This window comes from Arthrobacter sp. TMS2-4 (assembly GCF_054511075.1).
Genome location: NZ_JBTNDI010000015.1, coordinates 1 through 19,772 on the forward strand (window position 1 = coordinate 1; position 19,772 = coordinate 19,772).

24 protein-coding genes are annotated in these 19,772 nt (G+C 70.0%); 22 read left to right on the forward strand and 2 right to left on the reverse strand.

All coding sequences use genetic code 11. The annotated features are described in order from the left end of the window. The 4 genes from ACX80F_RS15015 to ACX80F_RS15030 form a co-directional block, all read left to right on the forward strand. Positions 1-937 (forward strand): ammonium transporter (locus tag ACX80F_RS15015; RefSeq protein ID WP_459337209.1); only part of this gene is annotated, 937 nt, incomplete at its 5' end. Then, complete coding sequence (locus ACX80F_RS15020; protein ID WP_459337210.1) at positions 934-1,272, forward strand: P-II family nitrogen regulator; 339 nt, start codon at positions 934-936, stop codon at positions 1,270-1,272. The genes ACX80F_RS15015 and ACX80F_RS15020, both read left to right, overlap by 4 nt. A gap of 328 nt (positions 1,273-1,600) precedes the next feature. Continuing rightward, positions 1,601-1,957 (forward strand): ArsR/SmtB family transcription factor, encoded by a 357-nt coding sequence (locus ACX80F_RS15025; protein WP_459337211.1) that lies wholly within the window; start codon positions 1,601-1,603, stop codon positions 1,955-1,957. After that, a complete protein-coding gene (locus ACX80F_RS15030) occupies positions 1,954-2,457 on the forward strand; it encodes an SRPBCC family protein (protein ID WP_459337212.1) in 504 nt (167 codons plus the stop codon). Before ACX80F_RS15025 ends, ACX80F_RS15030 begins: the two co-directional genes overlap by 4 nt. Positions 2,458-2,548: 91 nt before the next feature. On the opposite strand, the gene ACX80F_RS15035 is transcribed toward ACX80F_RS15030, so the two are convergent. Further along, positions 2,549-3,991 (reverse strand): glucose-6-phosphate dehydrogenase, encoded by a 1,443-nt coding sequence (locus ACX80F_RS15035; RefSeq protein WP_459337213.1) that lies wholly within the window; start codon positions 3,989-3,991, stop codon positions 2,549-2,551. Between the two features lie 190 nt (positions 3,992-4,181). Here ACX80F_RS15035 and ffh point away from each other — a divergent pair, with 190 nt between their 5' ends. The 13 genes from ffh (at position 4,182) to ACX80F_RS15100 (ending at position 14,300) form a co-directional block, all read left to right on the forward strand. Further along, positions 4,182-5,765, forward strand: a complete 1,584-nt coding sequence (ffh, locus tag ACX80F_RS15040) for a signal recognition particle protein (RefSeq protein ID WP_459337214.1) — start codon at positions 4,182-4,184, stop codon at positions 5,763-5,765. 63 nt (positions 5,766-5,828) lie between these two features. Beyond that, positions 5,829-6,536, forward strand: a complete 708-nt coding sequence (locus ACX80F_RS15045) for an alpha/beta fold hydrolase (RefSeq protein ID WP_459337215.1) — start codon at positions 5,829-5,831, stop codon at positions 6,534-6,536. A 38-nt stretch (positions 6,537-6,574) separates the two neighbouring features. Further along, on the forward strand, positions 6,575-7,678 hold the full coding sequence (locus tag ACX80F_RS15050; RefSeq protein ID WP_459337266.1) for an amidohydrolase family protein: 1,104 nt from the start codon (positions 6,575-6,577) through the stop codon (positions 7,676-7,678). A gap of 54 nt (positions 7,679-7,732) precedes the next feature. Next, positions 7,733-8,632 (forward strand): VOC family protein, encoded by a 900-nt coding sequence (locus ACX80F_RS15055; protein WP_459337216.1) that lies wholly within the window; start codon positions 7,733-7,735, stop codon positions 8,630-8,632. Positions 8,633-8,787: 155 nt separating this feature from the next. Continuing rightward, entirely contained in the window at positions 8,788-9,192 is a 405-nt protein-coding gene (gene rpsP / locus ACX80F_RS15060; RefSeq protein ID WP_459337217.1) for a 30S ribosomal protein S16, read from the forward strand. Position 9,193: 1 nt separating this feature from the next. Beyond that, positions 9,194-9,439 (forward strand): RNA-binding protein, encoded by a 246-nt coding sequence (locus ACX80F_RS15065; protein WP_199278262.1) that lies wholly within the window; start codon positions 9,194-9,196, stop codon positions 9,437-9,439. A 125-nt stretch (positions 9,440-9,564) separates the two neighbouring features. Further along, positions 9,565-10,194, forward strand: a complete 630-nt coding sequence (gene rimM, locus ACX80F_RS15070) for a ribosome maturation factor RimM (protein ID WP_459337218.1) — start codon at positions 9,565-9,567, stop codon at positions 10,192-10,194. Continuing rightward, positions 10,194-10,982 (forward strand): tRNA (guanosine(37)-N1)-methyltransferase TrmD, encoded by a 789-nt coding sequence (gene trmD, locus ACX80F_RS15075; protein WP_459337219.1) that lies wholly within the window; start codon positions 10,194-10,196, stop codon positions 10,980-10,982. Before rimM ends, trmD begins: the two co-directional genes overlap by 1 nt. A gap of 213 nt (positions 10,983-11,195) precedes the next feature. Then, complete coding sequence (gene rplS, locus ACX80F_RS15080; RefSeq protein ID WP_087075993.1) at positions 11,196-11,555, forward strand: 50S ribosomal protein L19; 360 nt, start codon at positions 11,196-11,198, stop codon at positions 11,553-11,555. Positions 11,556-11,628: 73 nt separating this feature from the next. Then, the gene (gene lepB / locus ACX80F_RS15085) at positions 11,629-12,243 is read left to right on the forward strand and encodes a signal peptidase I (protein ID WP_459337220.1); all 615 of its coding nucleotides are present in this window, start codon (positions 11,629-11,631) and stop codon (positions 12,241-12,243) included. 89 nt (positions 12,244-12,332) lie between these two features. Further along, a complete protein-coding gene (lepB, locus tag ACX80F_RS15090; protein ID WP_459337221.1) occupies positions 12,333-13,217 on the forward strand; it encodes a signal peptidase I in 885 nt (294 codons plus the stop codon). After that, positions 13,214-13,966, forward strand: a complete 753-nt coding sequence (locus ACX80F_RS15095; protein WP_459337222.1) for a ribonuclease HII — start codon at positions 13,214-13,216, stop codon at positions 13,964-13,966. The genes lepB (ACX80F_RS15090) and ACX80F_RS15095 overlap by 4 nt, the downstream gene beginning before the upstream one ends. A 7-nt stretch (positions 13,967-13,973) precedes the next feature. Beyond that, positions 13,974-14,300 (forward strand): DUF2469 domain-containing protein, encoded by a 327-nt coding sequence (locus ACX80F_RS15100; RefSeq protein WP_043445771.1) that lies wholly within the window; start codon positions 13,974-13,976, stop codon positions 14,298-14,300. A gap of 22 nt (positions 14,301-14,322) precedes the next feature. Here ACX80F_RS15100 and ACX80F_RS15105 read toward each other — a convergent pair whose 3' ends face one another. Beyond that, complete coding sequence (locus ACX80F_RS15105) at positions 14,323-14,670, reverse strand: hypothetical protein (protein WP_459337223.1); 348 nt, start codon at positions 14,668-14,670, stop codon at positions 14,323-14,325. Positions 14,671-14,858: 188 nt separating this feature from the next. On the opposite strand from ACX80F_RS15105, the gene ACX80F_RS15110 reads away from it, so the two are divergent. The 5 genes from ACX80F_RS15110 to ACX80F_RS15130 all read left to right on the forward strand — a co-directional run bounded on the left by ACX80F_RS15110 (position 14,859) and on the right by ACX80F_RS15130 (position 19,707). Next, positions 14,859-15,224: a YraN family protein gene (locus tag ACX80F_RS15110; protein ID WP_459337224.1), complete on the forward strand. Its 366-nt coding sequence runs from the start codon at positions 14,859-14,861 to the stop codon at positions 15,222-15,224. After that, complete coding sequence (locus ACX80F_RS15115) at positions 15,224-16,759, forward strand: YifB family Mg chelatase-like AAA ATPase (RefSeq protein WP_459337225.1); 1,536 nt, start codon at positions 15,224-15,226, stop codon at positions 16,757-16,759. Before ACX80F_RS15110 ends, ACX80F_RS15115 begins: the two co-directional genes overlap by 1 nt. Then, positions 16,756-17,955 carry a DNA-processing protein DprA gene (dprA, locus tag ACX80F_RS15120; RefSeq protein ID WP_459337226.1) on the forward strand — a complete coding sequence of 400 codons (1,200 nt, stop codon included), beginning with the start codon at positions 16,756-16,758 and terminating at the stop codon, positions 17,953-17,955. Before ACX80F_RS15115 ends, dprA begins: the two co-directional genes overlap by 4 nt. 91 nt (positions 17,956-18,046) lie before the next feature. Next, the gene (locus ACX80F_RS15125) at positions 18,047-18,688 is read left to right on the forward strand and encodes a methylated-DNA--[protein]-cysteine S-methyltransferase (protein WP_459337227.1); all 642 of its coding nucleotides are present in this window, start codon (positions 18,047-18,049) and stop codon (positions 18,686-18,688) included. An 86-nt stretch (positions 18,689-18,774) separates the two neighbouring features. After that, positions 18,775-19,707 (forward strand): tyrosine recombinase XerC, encoded by a 933-nt coding sequence (locus tag ACX80F_RS15130; RefSeq protein ID WP_459337228.1) that lies wholly within the window; start codon positions 18,775-18,777, stop codon positions 19,705-19,707. The last annotated feature ends 65 nt before the right edge of the window (positions 19,708-19,772 follow it).

Below are 19,772 nucleotides of genomic sequence, written 5' to 3' on the forward strand. Positions count from 1 at the left end.
TGTGTTCGTGGTTTGGGGCGGAGGCCTCCTGCCCGCCCACTCCCCCTCCCCCGCTGCGGTCGGTGAGGCCGTCGACTTCGCCGGCGGCACCGTGGTCCACATCAGCGCCGGCGTCGCGGCCCTCGTGCTCGCCCTGATCCTCGGCAAGCGCCAGGGCTTCGGCAAGGACCCGGCGCAGCGCCCGCACAACATCCCCTTCGTGATGCTCGGCGCCGCACTCCTGTGGTTCGGCTGGTTCGGCTTCAACGGCGGCGCGGCCGGTTCCGCCGAGGAAGCGGGCCTGATCTGGGTCAACACCATGGCAGCCCCGGCCGCCGCCATGGTCGGCTGGCTCATGACCGAACGCATCCGTGACGGACGGCCCACCTCGCTCGGTGCCGCCTCGGGCATCGTGGCCGGGCTCGTCGCCATCACCCCCGCCTGCGCGAATGTCAGCCCCGTCGGCGCCATCTGCCTGGGCATCGTCTCCGGCGTTATCTGCGCCCTCGCCGTCGGCATCAAGTACCGGCTCGGGTTCGACGACTCGCTCGACGTCGTCGCCGTCCACCTCGTCGCAGGCATCGTCGGCACGCTGTCCCTCGGCTTCATCATGCTGCCGGTGGACGGTGAGGGTGGCGGCCTCTTCTACGGCGGCGGGCTCAGCCAGCTGATCGCGCAGATCGTGGCCGCAGCCATCGCGATCGCCCTCTCCGCGATCATGACCGCGATCATCGGCCTCGCCATCCACAAGACCATCGGGTTCCGGATCAGCTCGGACGACGAGGTGTCCGGCGTGGACCTCACCGAGCACGCGGAGACCGCCTACGAATTCGGCGGACTCGGCGTCGGCGGGTCCTTCCACCCGTACGCCGACCAACTCGTCGCCCAGCAGGGCGGCAAGCACCGCACCACGCAGGATCCCGCGCAGCAGGACGTCACGGAAGGCGTAAAGTCATGAAATTGGTCACAGCCATCGTCCGGCCCGACAAGCTCGACGGAGTACGCGGGGCCCTGGAGAACTACGGCGTGCAGGGACTGACGGTGAGCGAGGCGAGCGGCTACGGCCGCCAGCGCGGGCACACCGAGGTCTACCGCGGGGCGGAGTACACCGTGGACCTCCTGCAGAAGGCGCGCGTCGAGGTGCTCGTCGCGGACGCGTGGGTGACCGACATCGTGGATGTCCTGGTCTCCACCGCGAACACGGGTCGTGCCGGGGACGGCAAGGTGTGGGTCATCCCGGTCGAGGAGGCCGTCCGCGTCCGCACCGGCGAACGGGGAGACGCCGCCCTGTAGGGCAGCCTCCACACAAGAATCACAGCAGGTACGCCAAGCACAGCAGGTACGCCAAGCACAGCAGTCAGTTCACGCGCCCGGCCGGGAGATCCCGGCCGGGCGTCCCGCTGTCCTGGCCCTGGCGCTTCTGCCCACCGACTCGCCCTGCTCAGGGGGCATCTTGCGACATGCCCACTGAGCAGCGCGGGTCGGTGGGCGTGCGGCTGCGCCGAAAAGGGGAGTCGGGCCCCTTGCCCCCGCGGATACCGAGGCCTACCCTTGGACAACCAGTACATTGATCAACCAAAACGTTGATCAATCGAGTGGTTACCTATCCGGAGGTTGACCTGTGACCGACGACGAGCACCTCGACATCGCCTTCCTGGCGCTCGCCGATCCCGTCCGCCGCGGCATCATCGCCCGCCTCGGCCGGGGTCCGGCCACGGTCAACGAACTGGCGGAACCCTTCGCGATCTCCAAGCAGGCGGTCTCGAAGCACATTCAGGTCCTCGAGCAGGCGCAGCTCGTCACGCGCACACGCGACGCCCAGCGCCGGCCCGTCCACCTGAACCCCGCACGACTGGAGGCGCTCACCGCGTGGATCGACCAGTACCGGCTGGTCCGCGAGGAACAGTTCCGCGGCCTCGACGTCGTGCTCCACACCCAGGCCGCGGCACGCGACCCGCAGGCAAAGGACCCGTCATGAGCAATGCCCTGAAACTCACCGTCCCGGAGGGCCTCCCCTTCATCGACCTCGAACGCGAGTTCGACTTCCCCGTGGCGGAGGTCTTCCACGCGTACGCCGACCCCGGGCTCGTTGCCCAGTGGCTCGGCCCACGGCGCCAACGGCTGGGCGTCCAGCAGTACGAGTTCCGGACCGGCGGAAGCTACCGTTACACGCACACCGCACCCGACGGCGTCGACCACATCTTCAGCGGTGTCTTCCACACCGTCCGGGACAACGAGTTCGCAATCCAGACCTTCGAGTACGACGGCTACCCGGATGTCGTCAGCATCGAGTTCCTGAGCTTCCAGGAGCTGCCCGGCGGGAGGACGCGGCTGACCGCGCATGCCGTCTATCCGACCATGGAGGCCCGTGGCGGCATGGTGCAGTCGGGGATGGAGGCCGGCCTGGCAGAGTGCTACGAACAGCTCGACGAACTGCTGGCCCGCGCAACGGTCGGAGCTGCGAAGCACTCTCCGTGATCCTTCTGCCCGCCGACTCGCCCTTCGCGGAGGGCATCATGCGTCATGCCCAGCGAACAGGGTGAGTCGGTGGGCGCGGACCCCGCGGCCCCTACTCCTTCCGGCCGTGCGACGACGGCCATGCGTCCGGCCCGCCGGAACCCGCCGCGTACTCCTCGAGGGGCACCCGGTCCTGGGACCACGCCTTCAGGACCGGCTCCACGATGCGCCAGCAGTCCTCCGCGGTGTCACCGCGGACCGAGAGCGTGGGATCGCCTTCGAGGACGCCCTCGATCACCTCGCCGTAGGGAAGGAGGTCGGTCGCGTTGAGGTCGGCGCTGAGGGTTGCCCGGTCGAGAGCGAAGATATCGCCGGGCCCGTTCACGTCGATCTCGAGCTGCAGCGTGTCGGGACCGAATCCGATGCGCAGCTTCGTCGGCGCGTCCTGGCCCGTGAACCCGACGGGCAGGTGGTTCACGGGCCGGAAGGTGATGACGGCCTCCTTGCGCTTCAGGCCGAGCGCCTTGCCGGAGCGGAGGACGAACGGCACACCGGACCAGCGCTCGTTGTTGATGGACACGGTGATCTCGGCGAGCGTCTCGGTGCCCTTCTCCGGGTCGACGCCGGGCTCGGCGGCGTAGTCGGGGACCTCCCGGTCGCCGATCGTGCCCGCCGCATAGCGTGCCCGGCGGCTGCTGCCCGGACTGTCCAGGTCCACCGAGCTGGCCCGGAGGACGGAGCCGATGTGATCGCGGAGGTCCCTCTCGTGCAGGGTCGACGGCGGGTTCAGGGCCAGGAGTGCCATGACGTGCAGCAGGTGGCTCTGGATCATGTCGCGCAGCGCACCGGCGCCGTCGTAGTAGCGGGCCCGGTTCTCGAGGGCGAGGTCCTCGTCGAAGATCACCTCGACCTTCTCGATGTGGAGGTTGTTCCACACCGGCTCGAGGATACGGTTGGCGAACCGGAGGCCGAGGATGTTGAACACCGTCGCCTTGCCGAGGAAGTGGTCCACCCGGTGGATGTTCTGCTCGGGGACCAGTCCCGAGAGCTTCTCGTTGAGTTCGTGCGCGCTCGCCTGGTCGGTGCCGAAGGGCTTCTCCATCACGAGACGGGTGCTCTTCGGCAGCGAATCCGGTCCGAGGGCGCCGCACGCCAGCTGACTGACGGCCGGGGGCAACGCGAAGTAGATGGCCACCGGTCCTTCCAGGCCCTGCACCAGGTCGGCCAGTCCGTCCTTGGTGACGTCGAGGAACTGGTACCAGCTGTCGTCGCGCACCTGCTGCAGGGATGCCCGCCCCACGTCGTCCGCCTTCTCTCGGGCGACGGCGAAGGAGTCGTCCACCCGCGCACGCCACTGCTCGTCGGTCCAGTCGTCGGAGCCCGCGCCCACCAGCTTCAGCCCGTCGGCACGGCCGAGGCGGATGAGCCGCGCGAGTCCCGGCAGGAGAAGGCGCCCGGTGAGGTCGCCGGAGGCTCCGAGGATCAGGAGCGTCCTCACGCGGGTCTCGGCGTCGGCGGGGATGGTGTCGTGCTCTGCGAGCGAAGAAGTGTCCACCTCTTCACCTTGCCACTTCTGTCGTCAGGTGTCCTGCGTCGGCGAGGCGGGTTGCGGTCGCGCCCGTCCCTCCGCGGGGGAGGGCCACAAGGTGGCCCGGGACGCGTCGTCGAGCGCTCCCCGGAGGTCCCCAGTTGATACCCTTGGAAGTTGAGTCTCCAAAGTCCCCGATGAAAGTAGTGCACGGCACGTGTTCAATTCACTCTCCGACCGGCTGACTGCAACCTTCAAGAACCTGCGCGGCAAGGGCCGCCTCACCGAGGCGGACATCGATGCCACGGTCCGCGAGATTCGTCGCGCCCTGCTCGACGCCGACGTCGCCGTCCCCGTGGTCCGCGCCTTCACGGCCGCCGTCAAGGAACGCGCCCTCGGCCTCGAGGTCTCGCAGGCCCTGAACCCCGGCCAGCAGATCGTCAAGATCGTCAACGAGGAACTCGTCGGGATCCTCGGCGGCGAGACCCGGCGCATCCGGCTGGCGAAGAACCCGCCCACCGTCATCATGCTCGCGGGCCTGCAGGGCGCGGGAAAGACCACGCTCGCGGGCAAGCTCTCCAAGTGGCTCAAGGGCCAGGGCCACAGCCCGCTGCTCGTCGCGTGCGACCTCCAGCGCCCCAACGCCGTCCGCCAGCTCCAGGTCAACGGCGAGCGGGCCGGCGTCCCCGTCTACGCGCCGCACCCGGGCGTCAGCTCCGAATTCGAGGCTGCCACCGGTGACCCGGTCGCCGTCGCCCGTCAGGGTGTCGCCGAGGCCCGTACCCGGCTGCACGACGTCGTCATCGTCGACACCGCCGGACGCCTCGGTGTGGACGCCGAACTCATGCAGCAGGCCGCCGACATCCGTGCGGCCATCAGCCCCGACGAGGTGCTGTTCGTCATCGACGCGATGATCGGCCAGGACGCCGTCAACACGGCGCTCGCCTTCAACGAGGGCGTGGACTTCACCGGCGTCGTGCTCACCAAGCTCGACGGCGACGCCCGCGGTGGTGCCGCCCTCTCGGTCGCATCCGTGACGGGCAAGCCGGTCATGTTCGCCTCCACGGGTGAGGGCCTCGCCGACTTCGAGCTGTTCCACCCCGACCGCATGGCCTCGCGCATCCTCGACATGGGTGACATCCTCACCCTGATCGAGCAGGCCGAGCAGTCCTGGGACAAGGACGAAGCGGCGCGGATGGCGAAGAAGTTCGCCGACCAGGAGGACTTCACCCTCGACGACTTCCTCACGCAGATGCAGCAGATCCGCAACATGGGCTCCATGAAGAAGATGCTCATGATGATGCCGGGCGCCGCGAACATGCGGGAGCAGCTGGAGAACTTCGACGAGCGGGAGATCGACCGCGTGGAGGCCATCGTCCGCTCGATGACCCCGCACGAGCGCGTCGCCCCCAAGATCATCAACGGTTCGCGCCGCGCGAGGATCGCCCGCGGTTCCGGCGTCCACGTCTCCGAGGTCAACGGCCTGCTGGAGCGCTTCACGCAGGCCCAGAAGATGATGAAGAAGATGGCCTCCGGCGGGGGCATCCCGGGCATGCCCGGCATGGCCGGTCCGGGGGGCTTCGGCGGACCCCGCAAGAACAAGGCCGTCGCCGCGAAGGACAAGAAGAAGCCGCGCTCGGGCAACCCCGCGAAGGCCGCCCAGGAGCGCCAGGAGGCGGAGGCCCGGCGCGCGGCCGCACGCAAGGCAGCGCCCACCGGCGCCGCTTTCGGTGGGCAGCAGGACTTCGACCCGTCCGCGATGAATCTTCCCAAGGGCTTCGAGAAGTTCCTCGGGAAGTAGACCGCGGGTGTTGTCGGAACCCGGCCCGCGGGGACCCCGCACCGCGATGTGCGCGGATCCGTGATGGTCGCCGAGCGCGTGGTGTTCGTCCACGGCAGCGGTCCGTTCGGTGCTGCGGCGTGGCCCCGGCAGCACGGCCTGTCCATCGACTTCGACTGCCTGTACGTCCGCCGGCACGGGTTCTCCGCGACCGACGAGCCCGTCGCCACCGACCATGACCGGGACCAGGAGATCGTCGCCGATGCCCTGGGCGGTGGGGGACACGTCGTCGCCCATTCGCAGGGCGCCGTGGCGGCGATGATGCTCGCCGTCGAGCGTCCTGACCTGGTGCGTTCGCTCGTCCTCGTCGAGCCGGCGTGCTTCTCCCTCACGGCCGGACTGCCGGCCACCGCGGCGCACCTCGCCCTGATGAAGCCGCTCTTTGCCGGACGTCATGCGATGTCCGACGACGACTTCCTGCGCGCCTTCGTGCGGCGCGTGTTCGACACCGATGCGCGGACGCCCGCCACGGGTGACGACCGCCGGGACGCCGCGCGGCTGCGGCTCCAGAGCCCTCCCTGGGAGGCTCCGCTGGCGATCGTCCCCGGCGTGCCGACCCTGGTGCTGACCGGCGGATGGGAGCCCCTGTACGAGGAGGTGGCCGACTACCTCGCCGGCACGGGCGCGATCCACCGGGTGACTCCGGGCGGGCACCGGCCGCACGACACCGCAGAGGGCGATGCGCTCATCCGGTCCTTCCTGCGTGCGCGCCGACGGCAGGCCGCCGCGTGAGTCAGCGGTATGAGGACCGCAGGCCGGCGGGCTCGGTGCTGCCTGACGGTCCCGGTTTCCTGCACCTCACCGGGACGGTGCTGCTCTCGCCGTCCGAGGCGGTGGGCGACGTCTACGTACAGGACGGCTGCTTCACCTTTCGTCGCCCGCCCGGCCGCCCGCTGCGGACCATCGAGGGATGGGTGCTGCCGGGCCTCGTCGACGCGCACTGCCATGTCGGCCTGGACCGGCGGGGGCGCGTGCCCGACGCGGTGGCAGAACGGCAGGCACTGCAGGACCGCGACGCCGGCACGCTGCTCATCCGGGACGCCGGTGTCGTCAATGACACGCGGTGGATGAACGACCGCGCGGACCTCCCGCGCCTGGTGCGTGCGGGCCGGCACGTGGCGAGGACCCGCCGCTACTTCCGCGACTACGCCGTCGAGGTGGAACCGGCCCAGCTGGCCGGGGCCGTCGCGGAGCAGGCGCGGCGCGGCGACGGGTGGGTCAAGATCGTGGGGGACTGGATCGACCGCTCCCTGGGCGACCTCGCGCCGGCCTTTCCCCCCGAAGCCCTGAAGGAAGCGGTCGACGCCGCACACGCGGAGGGTGCCCGCGTGACGGCCCACTGCTTCGCCGCCGAGACGCTCGACGGCATGCTCGACGCCGGCATCGACTGCATCGAACACGCCACCGGCATGCTGCCGCGGCACATCCCCCGGTTCGTGGAGCAGGGCGTGGCGATCGTCCCCACGCTGATCAATATCGACACCTTCCCCGCCATCGCGGACGGCGCTGCCGGCAAGTATCCCGACTACGCGGCGCACATGCGCCGATTGTGGAGCGGCCGCGAAGCGATGGTCCGGCACGCCCACGACGCCGGCATCGCCGTCTACGCAGGCACGGACGCCGGCAGCGTCATCGTCCACGGCAGGCTTCCGGACGAGGTGGCAGCCCTGGCCGCCGCAGGCCTGGGCCCGATCGCGGCGCTCGATGCCGCCTGCTGGTCGGCGCGCGCGTGGCTGGGCTTCCCGGGAATCGAGGAGGGTGCGAGCGCCGACGCCGTGGTCTGCGCGGCCGATCCACGGGTGGATGTGGGCACCCTCGCGTCCCTCCGGACCGTGGTGCTGCGCGGAGAGGTCGTCTCGGCCGCCCCGGAATAAGTTGAAGCTTCAATAAGTTGTGCAGTGGAGACCCTTCCCCTCCGAGGAGCCGACATGCACGAGCAGGACCTGCTGCCCACCCACACCGCCATGGGGACGCTGACCCTCAAGGTCGGCGACCTGTCAGGGCTGACCCGCTACTACACCGACGCCCTGCGCCTCGAAGTGATCGAGGACGGAGCCGATGCCGTCGTCCTCGGTCGCCGGGGGAATGCCGTCCTCCGCCTCGAGGCGGCCCGGCACCTGCAACTCCCGCCACGGGGCGCGGCCGGCCTCTTCCACACCGCCGTCCTCTTCGAGGACCGCGCAGACCTGGCCGCCGCCGTCGCGTCCGCCGCACGGCACGAGCTGAGTACCTACGTGGGCAGCGCGGACCACCTCGTGAGCGAGGCGTTCTACTTCACCGATCCCGAAGGGAACGGCATCGAACTGTACGTCGACCGCCCCCGCCACCGGTGGAACTGGACGAGCGATGAGCGCGGCGCCCGCACTGTCGTGATGGACAGCCTTCCCCTGCCTCCCCGCGACTACCTCGACCGGCACCTCACCGAGGACGCGGTGGTGCAGGCGGAGTCGAGGGCGGCCGGCGTGGGCCACGTCCACCTGCAGGTCGGCGACGTCGGCACGGCCCACAGCTTCTACGTGGACGTCCTCGGGTTCGAGCGCACCGCCGGGTGGCACGACCAGGCACTCTTCGTCTCCGCCGGCGGCTACCACCACCACATGGCCATGAACGTGTGGAACAGCCGGGGTGCCGGGCCGCGGAAGGACACCCTCGGCCTTGGTGAGGTCCTCATCCGGGTGCCGTCGGCGGACGAGGTCGGGGCCCTGGCGGAGCGCCTGGCCCACGCGCGCGTCGCGAGCCACCACGCCGGGGCCGAACTGCGTTTCGAGGATCCCTGGCGGAACCGGCTCAGGGTGACCGCCGACGACGCGTCCGGCGGAATCGCCTAAAGCACGGTGGTCTGGCACAATGGATCCGTACTCGATCCGTGCAGCCCCTCTCTCTGCGCGCGCATTGTGTCCTGAAGAACCCTCATGAATGGCCCGCCCCACGGGAGCAGGACGACGGGTTCGCCCCTTTTCACTTACAAGGAGTGACCACACAAGTGGCCGTAAAGATTCGCCTCAAGCGCATGGGCAAGATCCGCGCACCGTTCTACCGCGTCGTCGTCATGGATTCACGCTCCAAGCGTGATGGCCGTGCCCTCGAAGAGATCGGCAAGTACAACCCCACCGAGGAGCCCTCGTTCATCGAGATCGACTCCGACCGTGCGCAGTACTGGCTCGGTGTCGGCGCGCAGCCCACCGAGCAGGTCTCCGTCCTGCTGAAGATCACCGGTGACTGGCAGAAGTTCAAGGGACTCAAGGGCCAGGAAGGCACCTTGAGGACCAAGGCCGCCAAGGAGGCGTTCGTCGCCCCCGAAAAGGGCTCCGTGATCGTCCCCGAGGCCATCACCCCAAAGGCGAAGAAGGCCGACGACGCCGCCGCGGAAGCCACCGAGGCAGAGTAACTTGCTGGCCGAAGCTCTGGAGCACCTCGTCCGCGGCATCGTCGACAACCCTGACGACGTCAGGGTATCCGCGAAGAACAACCGCCGCGGCGAGACGCTCGAGGTCCGCGTCCACCAGGAGGACCTCGGCCGTGTGATCGGGCGCCAGGGCCGCACCGCCCGTGCGTTGCGCACCGTGGTGTCGGCCCTCGCGGACGGCGAACCGGTGCGGGTCGACGTCGTCGACACCGACCGCCGCCGCGACTGACCCGCCCAGAGCCTCACGCCGAACAGCGTGCTGAACGGCCCCACCACCAGGTCCTGGTGGTGGGGCCGTTCCCGTCTATCCCCGTAGTACCCACGTATCAGCCATCCATCAGCAGGAGCACCACCATGGACGTACTCGTAGCCAGGATCGGGAAGCCCCACGGCATCCGCGGAGAGGTGACGGTCCAGCTCTTCACCGATGCCCCGGAGGACCGCTTCGAGCCGGGCGGGATCTTTCGCGTCGAGGGCGCGGCGGTCACCGAACTGACGGTCGTGAAGGCACGGTGGAACAAGGACATCCTGATCGTCGGCTTCGAGCAGGTGGCAGACCGGAACCAGGCGGAGACCCTGCGCGGCGCCCAGCTCTTCATTGACACGGCCGGCGCTCAGGAGGACGACGACGACGCCTGGTACGAGCACGAGCTCGTCGGCCTGGACGCCCGCGTGGACGGCGCGTCCGTCGGCAGGGTCACCGCCCTGCGGACCATGGCGGTCCAGGACCTCCTCGTCGTCGAACTCGCCGACGGCCACGAGGCACTCGTACCGTTCGTCACCTCGATCGTGCCCGAGGTGGACCCGGAGGCGGGCTTCGTGACCATCGTGCCGCCGGCCGGGCTCTTCGACCTCAACACGCCCGGCTCCAACCAGGCGCCCGACGACGGCGACGACCTCTCCCGCGACGCCGCGGCCGACACGTCGACCGGTGCCCCCGCTGGGTCTCCCGCGGATTCCGGCCCGGGCGGGACACGCGACTAGTGCGCATCGACGTCGTCTCCATCTTCCCGGAGTACCTCGCCGCACTCGACCTGTCCCTCATCGGCAAGGCACGCCAGGACGGCGTGCTCGACGTCCGCATCCACGACCTGCGGTCCTTCACCACCGACAGGCACCGGACAGTGGACGACACCCCCTACGGCGGCGGCGCCGGGATGGTCATGAAACCCGAGCCCTGGGCGCAGGCGCTGGAGACCGTCCGGACGGACGCGCCCGCGGACGCACGGCCCACCCTCATCGTGCCGTCCCCCGCGGGCGCCGTGTTCGACCAGGCGATGGCGTACGACCTTGCCGAGGTCGACCATCTGGTCTTCGCGTGCGGCCGGTACGAGGGCATCGATGAACGCGCCGTCGACTGGGCGCGCGCGGAGTTCGACGTCCGGCCGGTATCGCTCGGCGACTATGTGCTCAACGGTGGGGAAGTGGCGGTGCTCGCCATGGTCGAGGCCATCGCCCGGCTCATCCCCGGCGTCGTCGGGAACCCGGAATCCCTCGTCGAGGAATCCCACGCGGACGGCCTGCTCGAATACCCCGTGTACACCAAGCCGTCGTCGTGGCGCGGCCGCGAGGTTCCGGAGGTGCTGCTGAGCGGCAACCACGCGAAGATCGCGCAGTGGCGGCGGCTCGAGCAGTTCCGGCGCACCGCCGACCGGCGCCCCGACCTCCTCGACCGCGTGGACACCGCAGCTCTCGGGAAGGCGGACCTCGCCGCGCTGCGCGCCGCGGGTTTCGACGTCGTCGACGGCAGGCTCACGAGACCCCAGCATTAGCGGTTGGCGTCGGCCCTGTGGAATAATCGTGCTCTGTGTCCACTGGGCCGGACCCTGCCACAGGGGGCGTGCGGCCAACAGTTCAACACACCGACCACCGAATCATCGGATTGGCCGGACATCTTCTTCGGCGTCATAGTCCGGGCCGCGTGCCCGATCCTTGAGCGCCGTGACCAACGTGAATGACCTGTGGCGTTCACCAGGAGCATCACCATGCATATTCTCGACTCAGTCGACGCCGGATCCTTCCGCGACAACGTCCCCGACTTCCGCGCCGGCGACACCGTCAACGTCCACGTCAACATCATCGAAGGCAAGAACACCCGTGTTCAGATCTTCAAGGGCTTCGTCGTCGGCCGCCAGGGCGACGGCATCCGCGAGACCTTCACGGTCCGCAAGGTGAGCTTCGGTGTCGGCGTGGAGCGTACGTTCCCCGTGCACAGCCCGGTCCTCGACAAGATCGAAGTTGTCTCCAAGGGCGATGTGCGCCGCGCCAAGCTGTACTACATGCGCGAACTGCGCGGCAAGGCAGCCAAGATCAAGGAGAAGCGCGACCCCAAGACGGTCAAGTAACTCCCTGAAGGTGCATGAAACGCCCGCTTCCCGGTCTCCGGCTGGAGGGCACCCGGAACGCCGGCCCCGCTTCGTGGGCTGGCGTTTCGTGTTCTCCGCCGTCGTCCTCGCCGTCCTCGTCACCGGTCTCGTGCGCGGATTCCTCGTGGACATCTACTCGATACCGTCGGCGTCCATGGAGCCCCTGCTCACCGAGGGCGACCGGGTGCTCGTGACTAAGCTCGCAAATCAGGACATCCGGCCCGGCGACGTCGTCGTCTTCGACGGCCGCGGATCCTTCGACCCGATCACGGATCCGCGGAGCCTCCCCGAACGCGTCCTGGCCGGCGCGGGGCAGTGGCTCGGGCTGGCAGGCAACGACACCACCTACGTCAAGCGCGTGATCGGGGTCGGCGGGGACCACCTGGTGTGCTGCAGCGCGGACGGATCCCTGACGGTCAACGGGACCGTCCTCGACGAGCCGTACGTCCATCCGGGCGACGTCGCGAGCACCACGCGGTTCGACGTCGTCGTCCCCGAGGGGCGGCTGTGGCTCCTCGGCGACTACCGGTCGGCGTCGACGGACTCCCGGTCGCTGCTCGGAGCACCGGGCGGCGGGCTCGTCGCCGAGGATCGGATCATCGGGCGGGCCTTTCAGCTAGTCTGGCCACTGGACCGGTCGGGCACGATCGACCGACTGTCCGACTGACGTCCAACCGGTGCGCGGGTCGCCTGTCGAAGGCCGCTCGCCGGCACCATCGGCAGCCGGGCATCACGAATACAGAGGAAACTGTTCACATGGCACGGAGCTTCCGCAGGAAGTCCTCTTCGCGGGCCGAGGCCCCCGTATCATCGGCGTCCGATCCAGGCGCACCCTCCGCGTCCGAGCCCCGCGCATACTCCGCGGACGGCACCGCACCCGACGCACCCAGGGAGCGACGGCGCGACGGCAAGAGCCGCGATCGAGGCCTCGGCGCGTGGCTGAAGGAGCTCGGCACGATCATCGTGATCGCGCTGGTGCTTTCGTTCCTCATCAAGACCTTCCTCTTCCGTGCGTTCTTCATCCCTTCCGGCTCCATGGAGGAGACCCTGGAGATCGACGACCGCATCTTCGTCAACCAGCTGGTGCCGCAGCCGTTCGACCTGCAGCGCGGGGACATCGTCGTCTTCAGTGATACCGAGGGCTGGCTCCCCGCCCAGGCCGAGACGCAGGTCAGCTGGTTCAGAGAGGCCCTCGTCTTCATCGGGCTCGCCCCCGACGAGTCCCAGCAGCACCTGGTGAAGCGCGTCATCGGGCTTCCAGGGGACCACGTCATCTGCTGCGACGCCCAGGCGCGCCTCACGGTCAACGGCGAGCCGCTCACCGAGCCCTACCTCTACCCGGGGGCCAACCCCTCCGACGTCCCCTTCGACGTCGTCGTACCCGAGGGCAAGCTCTGGGTGATGGGGGACCACCGCAACGCATCCGCCGACTCGCGGGCCAACCAGACGAAGCCCGGCGCGGGCTTCGTCGACATCGAGGACGTCGAGGGCAAGGCCGCGGTCATCGCCTGGCCGCTGAACCGTCTCGGCTTCCTCACCACCCCCATGGAGGTGTTCGACGACGTGCCCGAGCCCGCACCCGGCACGCAGCCCACCGTTCCCACCACACCCGTGCCTGCCCCCACCCCGACCGGATCATGACGGCCCTGCGCAGGAAACGCTCCACCGCTCCCACGCTGAGCATCGAGAAGTCCTTCGCCTCCGCCGGCCATCGATACGTGGCCGGTTGCGACGAAGTGGGCAGAGGCGCGCTGGCCGGACCGGTATCGGTCGGCATCGTCGTCGTCGACCTCGGCGCGCCGTCCCCGCTACGGGGCGTGCGGGACAGCAAGCTGCTCCCGGCCGCCGAGCGCGAGGCCCTGGTGCCCCGCATCCGCCGCTGGTCCGTTGCCTCCGCCGTCGGCCATGCTTCGGCCGTCGAGATCGACGCGCTGGGCCTGATGGCCGCGCTGCGCACCGCCGGGAGCAGGGCGTGGACTTCGGTCCTCGGGACCGTCACCCCCGACGTCGTCATCCTCGACGGTAACCACGACTGGCTCTCGGCGCAGTCACAGGGGGCGTTGTTCGGGACGGACGATGCCGGGGACGCCGCCGTCGAGCAGGTCGACGTGCACGGTTGCACGGCCCCCGTACACACGCGGATCAAGGCCGACCTGAAGTGCCTGAGCGTTGCGGCGGCCAGCGTGCTGGCCAAGGTGGAGCGTGACGCCCTGATGGTGTCCCTCGCCGCCGACCATCCGGACTTCGGGTGGGACGTGAACAAGGGCTACGCGACGGAAAGCCATCGCGCGGCCATCGACGCGGTCGGCCCGAGTGGGTACCACCGAAAGACCTGGCGTCTGGGAAGCCTGGCGCGGCCTGACACGGCCCGAATGCAAAGTGGAGGATGATGGTCGGATGAGTGCCGAGGATCTTGAGAACTACGAAACCGACATGGAGCTCCAGCTCTACCGCGAGTACCGGGACGTCGTGGGACTGTTCAGCTATGTCGTGGAGACCGAGCGCCGGTTCTACCTCGCGAACCACGTGGACCTTCAGGCACGATCCGCCGACGGTGAGGTCTACTTCGACCTGACGCTCCAGGACGCGTGGGTGTGGGATGTCTACCGCTCGGCCCGCTTCGTGAAGAACGTCCGCGTGATCACGTTCAAGGACGTCAACGTCGAAGAGCTCGCCAAGTCGGACGACATCGCCCTGCCCAAGGATGGCACCCTGGGCAACTGACGCCCCGCGCGGTGCGCCGACGTCATTCCAGGCCGTCGGCGTCCCCGTCCCCGTCGTCTTCCACGTGTGGAACGGCGTCCTCGTCGTCCCCGCTCCCGTGAGGGAAGGCCTCCTCGGCGTCGAGCGGCACGTCGGCGGCCTGCTCCAGGCGGTCGGCCTCCGAGCCGCCCGTCCCCTCGCCGGCGATCCCCACCTCGTGCCAGCCGGCGCCGGCCTCGAGGGGCGTGTCCTGCTCCTGCCGGTCGGCCTCCGAGCCGCCCGTTCCGCCGCCCGCCGATGGCCCGGTCCCTGGCCACGCCCCGGCCTGGGCCTCCGCCTGCTGCTGCAGCAGTTCCCCTTCGATGCCCAGGACCTTCCTCTGCTCTGACACGATGTCCTCCATCCGTCGACGGCACGGCGGCCGGGCGGCTGCCGCTGCACCTCCACGCTAGGCCGACGCCGGCCTGTCCACCAGTGCTGTCGTCGGTTCCGTGGACGCGCGGTAGTGTCTCCGGGTTGTCCACATAGCCGTCTGGGGCCTCTCCGCGCCGGTCTGTCCGGACGAGGCTGGGCGCGGAGGTGGTAGCCATGTTGGCGAAGGATCAATTGGGGCGGCGCGGCGAAGCGATCGCCGCGGTCTTCCTGGAGCGGGCCGGTCTGAGGATCGTGGATCGGAACTGGCGGTGTCCGGCGGGGGAGATCGACCTCGTGGCGGTGGACGGATCCACCCTCGTGGTGGTGGAGGTCAAGACACGCAGTTCGGATGATTTCGGGCAGCCCCTCGAGGCCATTACGGCCGACAAGCTGGAACGGCTCTACCTGCTTGCTTCACGGTGGGCGCGCGCACACAACCTGCGGTTCAGTGGTTTCCGCATCGACGCCGTCGGCGTGCTCGACGATGGCACGGGAAGCCCGCGCATCGAACATGTGCGGGCCGTGCTCTGATGGCGCTCGGACGGACCTACGCGGTGTCCCTGGTTGGCATGAACGGGCACGTCGTCGAGGTCGAGGCGGACATCGGCCAGACACTGCCGGCCTTCGTGCTGCTCGGCCTGCCCGACGCGTCGCTCAACGAGGCCAAGGACCGCATCAGGGCCGCAGCCCGCAACGCCGGTGTGCCGCTCAGCAGACGGAAGATCACCGTCAACCTCATTCCGGCATCCCTGCCGAAGCGTGGATCGGCCTTCGACCTCGCGATCGTCATGTCCGCGCTGGCCGCGGCGGGCGACGTCCGCGGGGTCGGCTCCACGGTCTTCATCGCCGAGCTCGGCCTGGACGGGCAGCTCCGGCCGGTTCGCGGCGTGCTGCCCGCCGTCATGGCTGCTGTCGAGGCCGGTCACCATCGGATCATCGTCGCGGAGGAGAACGCACCGGAGGCCGCTCTTGTCCCGGCCGCCGACGTCGGGTCCTACCGCACGCTCGCCGAGGTGGCGCTGGCCTTCGGGGCGGACGCCGCCCGGGTCGCACTGCCCGAGCCCGCCGTCCGCAGCGACCCCGTTCCGCCCACGGTCCGATCCGGACCCGCCCGGGATCTCTCCGACATCGCGGGCCAGCAGGAAGCGCGGTTCGCACTGGAGATCGCCGCCGCGGGCGCCCACCACTTCCTGATGGTCGGACCGCCCGGCGCCGGCAAGACGATGCTCGCGGAGCGGCTGCCCGGCATCCTCCCGGACCTCGAGGACGACCAGGCGATGGAGGTGACGGCGATCCACAGCCTCTCCGGTGAGCGGCTGTGTACCGAACTGGTACGGAAGCCGCCCTTCGAGAGTCCGCACCACACGGCGACGCCCGCCTCCATCATCGGGGGCGGCAGCGGCATTCCGAGACCAGGGGCGGCCTCCCGCGCCCATCGAGGCATCCTGTTCCTCGACGAGGCGCCGGAATATGAGCGGCGCGTCCTCGAGGCGCTGCGCGAGCCGCTCGAGAGCGGCATGCTCGTCCTGCACCGAGCCTCCGGCACGGCGTCCTACCCGGCGCGGTTCCAGCTCGTCCTGGCCCTCAATCCCTGTCCCTGCGGTCTCGCGAACGGCAAGGGGATCGACTGCCTGTGCACCGCCCAGCAGCGCCGGAGATACTTCAACCGCCTGTCCGGCCCGCTGCTGGACCGCGTCGACCTGCAGCTGGCCGTCCAGCGCCTGAGCCTGGCCGACTACATGGACGTCCGGCCGCCCGAGCCCTCCGCCGCCGTCGCGGGCCGGGTCGCGGCGGCGCGCGCGGCCCAGCGCGAACGCCTCCATCGCTGGGGCTACGCCACCAACGCGGAGGTCCAGGGGCGGATCCTCCGCGGAGAGCTCGCGCTTCCGCGTGCGGTCACGGCTCCGCTCGACCGGGCGCTCGACCGGAACCTCGTCAGTGCGCGGGGCTGGGACAGGGTGGTGCGCGTGGCGTGGACCATCGCCGACCTCGCGGGGCGCTCCCACCCGGACGCGGACGACGTCGGCACTGCCCTCGGTTTCCGCCTGCAGGAGCGTGCCGCATGAGCGGGAAGCAGCAGGACCTCCGCCTCGCCAGGGCTGCGCTGTCACGCCTGTTCGAACCCTCCGACAGCATCGGCTTGGGGCTGGTGTCGGTCGTCGGCCCGCAGGACGCCCTGCGCATCGCCCGACGCGAGATCGGAGTAGGCACCGGCGTCCATCGACGGCTGATGGAAGCACTCGATATCCCGGACGGCGGACGCCGCCCCCTGGAGGACGGGCTGGCCCGATGGGCGCCGCGCCTGCGCGACCTTGCACCCGAGAGGGACCTGGCGACCCTCGACCGGCTCGGTGGACGCCTCGTCATCCCGGAGTCCGCCGACTGGCCGGCGGCGTTGGACGATCTGCAGCAGGCCGCACCCCTGTGCCTCTGGGTGCGGGGCCGGCACGCGATCCCGCCGTCCACGGGTCTCGCCTCGCTCGTCGGGTCGCGGGACGGCACCTCCTACGGATCCTCCGTCACCGCCGAGATGGCCGCGGGCCTCGCCACCCGCGGTTATACGGTCGTCTCGGGCGGAGCCTACGGCATCGACGCGCAGGCACACCGGGCGGCACTCGCCACGACCGCGGGAGGGGACGGCGCCGCCACGATTGCGATCCTCGCCTGCGGGATCGACCGGTACTACCCCGCAGGGAACGAGGAGCTCCTGCGGGTGATCGCGGACGAGGGGGTGCTCGTCTCGGAGGTCCCACCCGGAAGCTCCCCGACGCGCTGGCGGTTCCTGCAGCGCAACCGGTTGATCGCGGCGCTCAGCGCGGTCACCGTGGTGGTCGAGGCTCGGTGGCGCTCGGGAGCGCTGAATACCGCTCACCATGCGGCCGGGCTCGGTCGCCCGGTCGGCGCGGTGCCGGGCTCCGTACATTCGGCGAACTCCGCGGGGTGCCACCGGCTGCTGAGGGACGGTACGGCAGTATGCGTCACGGACGCTGCCGACGTCGTCGAACTCGCCGGCCCGCTGGGCGCCGAACCGCTCGGCGACCGGTTGCGAGCCGAGGCCGCCCCCGTCCTGGACCACGACGGCCTGACCGTGCCGGACCTGCTGCTGCTGGACGGCCTGCCGGTCCGTGCTGCGACGACGGTGGACAAGCTGTCCGTCGTCGCGGGCCTGTCCACACGCGAAGTCATCAGCGGTCTCGCGCGCCTCGAGCTGGCGGGACTCGCCGTCAGGGCCGACGGCGGGTGGTGCCGCCGGAGGACATGACCCTGCACTGCTGTCCCACGGCCTCACTCGCACACACCACCGCGGCCCCACCGGACCCCGCTATCCGGACCCGCTACCACGGAGGACACTCATGGACCTGACCCATCCCACCGATGCCGGGACCGGCCGATGGCATCACACGATCCCATCCCCGATAGGGCGCCTCACGATCGTCGCCCGAGCCGGTGCGATCGTCGGCCTTTACCACGAGGGGCATTCCCCGGCCCCGGATCGGGCGCATCTGGGGGACCCCATCACGGCTGATCGACTCCGGACGCCGGACGCACCGCCGGCCCCGGATGTCCGAGCGACGGTCCCGCTCGACCGCACCGTCGACCTGCTGCTCCAGGCCGACCAGGAGCTCGGTGAGTACTTCGCCGGATCACGGCTCACCTTCGTCACCCCGCTGGAGCTCCATGCCACCGAGTTCCAGTACCGGGTCTGGCGTGCGCTGAGCGCTATTCCCTACGGGGAGACCCGCAGCTACCGCGATATTGCCGCCCAGCTCGGCAATCCCCGGATGGGACGCGCGATCGGGGTGGCGGTGCGCAGCAATCCCGTGTCGATCATCGTGCCAGGGCACCGGGTCGTCGGCAGTACCGGTTCCGTGGTCGGGTATGCCGCGGGAACCGAGACCAAGACCGCACTCCTCGAGCTGGAACGGGGCCATCCAGTGAATCCCGGTTCAGTACCCGGACCGGCAATCGGGCGCGGAGGCGGCCTGCAGCCGTGATGGTATTCGTAGTCAGGCTGCCCGTAATCGGGGTCGGTGCGGGATGTCGAAGCGGCTCCCGTGGATACTGGGGAACGGAGGATTTCATGGCAGACAGCACTACCGACGTGACCGGTGAGTTCCGCACGGGCCTCGACCGGTTCGCGGACTACCTGACGCGGGAGCGCAACCGCTCCGAACACACGGTGCGCGCGTACCTGAAGGACGTCGAACTCTTCCTGCTGCACGCGGGGGAGTCGGGCGTCACCATGCTCACGCAGTTGGAACTGCGGCATTTCCGCGCGTGGCTCGGAGCGCTCGACGCCGCAGGGCTGTCACGGGCGACGATCGCCCGGCGGTCCGCGTCCGTCCGCTCCTTCATGGACTGGGCGGTCCGCGAGGAGCTTGTCCCCGCCAACCCGGCCCTCCGCCTCCGCGCCCCCAAACGCATCAGCACCCTCCCCGCCGTCCTCAGCCAGCCGCAAGCCTCCGCGATGTTCACCAGTGCGGCCGAAAGGACCGGGCAGGGGGACCCGCACGAGCTGCAGTTGCGGGCCATGCTCGAACTGCTGTACGGGACGGGCGTCCGCGTGGGGGAACTGGTGGGTCTCGACGTCGACGACCTCGACACCGAACGGCGCACGCTCGTGGTACTCGGCAAGGGGGCCAAGGAACGCACCGTCCCCTACGGCGTTCCGGCCGCGCACGCCGTCGACGACTGGCTTCGGCGCGGCCGGCCGCAATGGGTGACCGGGAAGAGCGGCCCCGCCCTCTTCCTCGGGCGGCGCGGAGGGCGCATCGATCAGCGTGCCGTGCGGGCCCAGGTCAGGACCGCGCTCGACGCCCTCGGCGACACCGCCGCGCGCGGGCCGCACGCCCTGCGCCACAGCGCCGCGACGCACCTGCTCGACGGCGGCGCGGACCTCCGCGCGGTCCAGGAGATCCTCGGGCACTCCAGTCTGGCCACGACCCAGCTGTACACCCATGTATCCGTCGACCGGCTTCGCCGCAGCTACGAGCAGGCGCATCCCCGGGCGTGAGGCGCCGGCGCCGGGTCGGCTACAGCGAGGGAGTGTCCCGATTCCGGTGCTGCGGTCCCCGATCC

Bases quoted from the DNA above. Each gene is read 5' to 3' on its own strand.
- ACX80F_RS15100 (WP_043445771.1), top strand. From the start codon at position 13,974: ATGAGTGCCGAGGATCTTGAGAACTACGAAACCGACATGGAGCTCCAG.
- lepB (WP_459337221.1), top strand. From the start codon at position 12,333: ATGGCACGGAGCTTCCGCAGGAAGTCCTCTTCGCGGGCCGAGGCCCCC.
- ACX80F_RS15095 (WP_459337222.1), top strand. From the start codon at position 13,214: ATGACGGCCCTGCGCAGGAAACGCTCCACCGCTCCCACGCTGAGCATC.
- rplS (WP_087075993.1), top strand. From the start codon at position 11,196: ATGCATATTCTCGACTCAGTCGACGCCGGATCCTTCCGCGACAACGTC.
- dprA (WP_459337226.1), top strand. From the start codon at position 16,756: ATGAGCGGGAAGCAGCAGGACCTCCGCCTCGCCAGGGCTGCGCTGTCA.
- ACX80F_RS15020 (WP_459337210.1), top strand. From the start codon at position 934: ATGAAATTGGTCACAGCCATCGTCCGGCCCGACAAGCTCGACGGAGTA.
- ACX80F_RS15115 (WP_459337225.1), top strand. From the start codon at position 15,224: ATGGCGCTCGGACGGACCTACGCGGTGTCCCTGGTTGGCATGAACGGG.
- ACX80F_RS15030 (WP_459337212.1), top strand. From the start codon at position 1,954: ATGAGCAATGCCCTGAAACTCACCGTCCCGGAGGGCCTCCCCTTCATC.
- ACX80F_RS15055 (WP_459337216.1), top strand. From the start codon at position 7,733: ATGCACGAGCAGGACCTGCTGCCCACCCACACCGCCATGGGGACGCTG.
- ACX80F_RS15045 (WP_459337215.1), top strand. From the start codon at position 5,829: ATGGTCGCCGAGCGCGTGGTGTTCGTCCACGGCAGCGGTCCGTTCGGT.
- ACX80F_RS15125 (WP_459337227.1), top strand. From the start codon at position 18,047: ATGGACCTGACCCATCCCACCGATGCCGGGACCGGCCGATGGCATCAC.
- ACX80F_RS15130 (WP_459337228.1), top strand. From the start codon at position 18,775: ATGGCAGACAGCACTACCGACGTGACCGGTGAGTTCCGCACGGGCCTC.
- rimM (WP_459337218.1), top strand. From the start codon at position 9,565: ATGGACGTACTCGTAGCCAGGATCGGGAAGCCCCACGGCATCCGCGGA.